The organism is Streptomyces sp. XM83C (assembly GCF_023072675.1).
Lineage (GTDB): Bacteria > Actinomycetota > Actinomycetes > Streptomycetales > Streptomycetaceae > Streptomyces > Streptomyces thermocoprophilus.
The window spans coordinates 1-1,796 of sequence record NZ_JALLGL010000536.1 but is presented as its reverse complement, the minus strand read 5'-3'; the positions used below and the strand labels follow the sequence as shown (position 1 = coordinate 1,796).

At 74.7% G+C, this 1,796-nt stretch carries 1 protein-coding gene and 1 pseudogene; both read left to right on the top strand.

Annotation, left to right across the window (positions count from 1 at the left end; translation table 11 throughout):
• The first annotated feature begins 136 nt into the window (after positions 1–136).
• On the top strand, positions 137–910 hold the full coding sequence (locus tag MTQ10_RS30145) for an ABC transporter ATP-binding protein (RefSeq protein WP_247473768.1): 774 nt from the start codon (positions 137–139) through the stop codon (positions 908–910).
• Positions 907–1,796, top strand: a pseudogene (locus MTQ10_RS30140) (transporter); the annotation flags it as partial. The gene MTQ10_RS30145 and the pseudogene MTQ10_RS30140, both read left to right, overlap by 4 nt.

Below are 1,796 nucleotides of genomic sequence, written 5' to 3'. Positions count from 1 at the left end.
GGGCTCTGAGGCGGTCGTACGGCGTCGTCGTACGCGTCGGGGCCGGCCGTGCGGTGGGGGGGCCGTGCGGTGGCCGGTGCGGCTGCTCCGCGCTGCCTGTTCGTCCGTTGTGCGGGGCGGCCGTTAGGTTGGCGTCATGACGTCGGCCGTGACAGTGCGTGGGCTCTGGAAGCGTTTCGGGCAGCAGGTCGCCGTGGGGGGGATCGATCTCGACCTGCCCGCGGGACGGTTCATCGGCCTCGTCGGACCGAACGGGGCAGGCAAGACCACCACGCTGTCGATGGTGACCGGGTTGCTGCGCCCCGACCAGGGCACCGTCGAGGTCGTCGGGCACGACGTGTGGCGCGACCCGGTCGCCGTGAAAGCGCGGATCGGCGTGCTGCCCGAAGGGCTACGGCTGTTCGAGCGGCTGTCGGGGCGTGAACTCCTCGCCTACACCGGCCGTCTGCGCGGGCTGCCCGGCGCCGAGGTCGACAAGCGGGCGGCGCAGCTCCTGGACGTCCTCGACCTGGCCGGGGCGCAGCACAAGCTGGTCGTCGACTACTCGACCGGCATGCGCAAGAAGATCGGCCTCGCGGCGGCTCTGCTGCACAACCCTGAAGTGCTCTTCCTCGACGAGCCGTTCGAGGGTGTGGACCCGGTGTCCGCGCAGACCATCCGGGGTGTCCTGGAGCGGTACACCGCCTCGGGTGCCACGGTCGTGTTCTCCTCCCACGTCATGGAACTGGTCGAGTCGCTGTGCGACTGGGTGGCGGTGATGGCGGCGGGCCGTATCCGCGCCCACGGTCCGCTCGCCGAGGTGCGCGGCGACAAGCCGTCGCTCCAGCAGGCGTTCCTGCACCTGGTCGGGGCGAGCGACCGGGGCACCGGCACCGATCTGGACTGGCTCGGCGGCGGAGCGGGCCGATGAGCACCGCCCCTGCCACCCCTGCCGCGTCCGCCGCCCCGGCCGCCTCTGCCACGGGGGTCACCGCCGTCGTCGTACGGCTGAAGCTGTCACTGCTGCGGAACGGGCTGCGGCAGTCCGGCGGGCGGCGTGCCGCGTATGTCGCGTCGGCCGTGATCGCGCTGCTGGTCGCCGCGCTCCAGCTGCTCGGGCTGATCGCGCTGCGCGGGCACGCGCACGCCGACGCGCTGGTGGTGCTGCTCGTGGCGGTGCTGGGGCTGGGCTGGGCGGTGATGCCGCTGTTCTTCCCCGGCGGGGACGAGACGCTCGACCCGACACGGCTGGTGATGCTGCCGCTGCGGCCCCGGCCGCTGGTGCGGGCGCTGCTCGCGGCCTCGCTGGTGGGGATCGGGCCGGTGTTCACGGTGGTGCTGCTGGCGGGGTCGGTGATCGCGGTGGCGCACGGGGCGGCGGCGTACGCGGTCGCGGTCGTCGCCGTCGCGCTGGCGCTGCTGCTGTGCGTGGCGCTGGCGCGGGCCGTGGCCGCGGCCAACATCCGGCTGCTGACGTCCCGTCGGGGGCGGGATCTCGCGGTGCTGAGCGGGCTGGTCATCGCGGTCGGCGCGCAGGTGGTGAACTTCGGCGCGCAGCGGCTGGGTGCGGCGGGGCTCGGGCAGCTCGACCCGGTCGCGGACGTGCTGCGCTGGGTGCCTCCGGCGGCGGCGGTCGGCGCGGTGGACGCGGTGAGCGGCGGCGCGTACGGCACGGCGGTCGCGCAGCTCGCGTTGTGCGGGGCGGCGTTGGCGGGGCTGATCGTGGTGTGGGCGCGGAGTCTGGAGCGGCTGATGACCGCGCCGGACGGTTCGACGGTGCAGGCGGCCGAGCCCGGCGGGCGGGGGCGGGACGGTGC

What these genes read in the sequence shown, in the direction of transcription:
- MTQ10_RS30145 (WP_247473768.1), top strand. Translation starts at nt 137, where the DNA reads ATGACGTCGGCCGTGACAGTGCGTGGGCTCTGGAAGCGTTTCGGGCAG.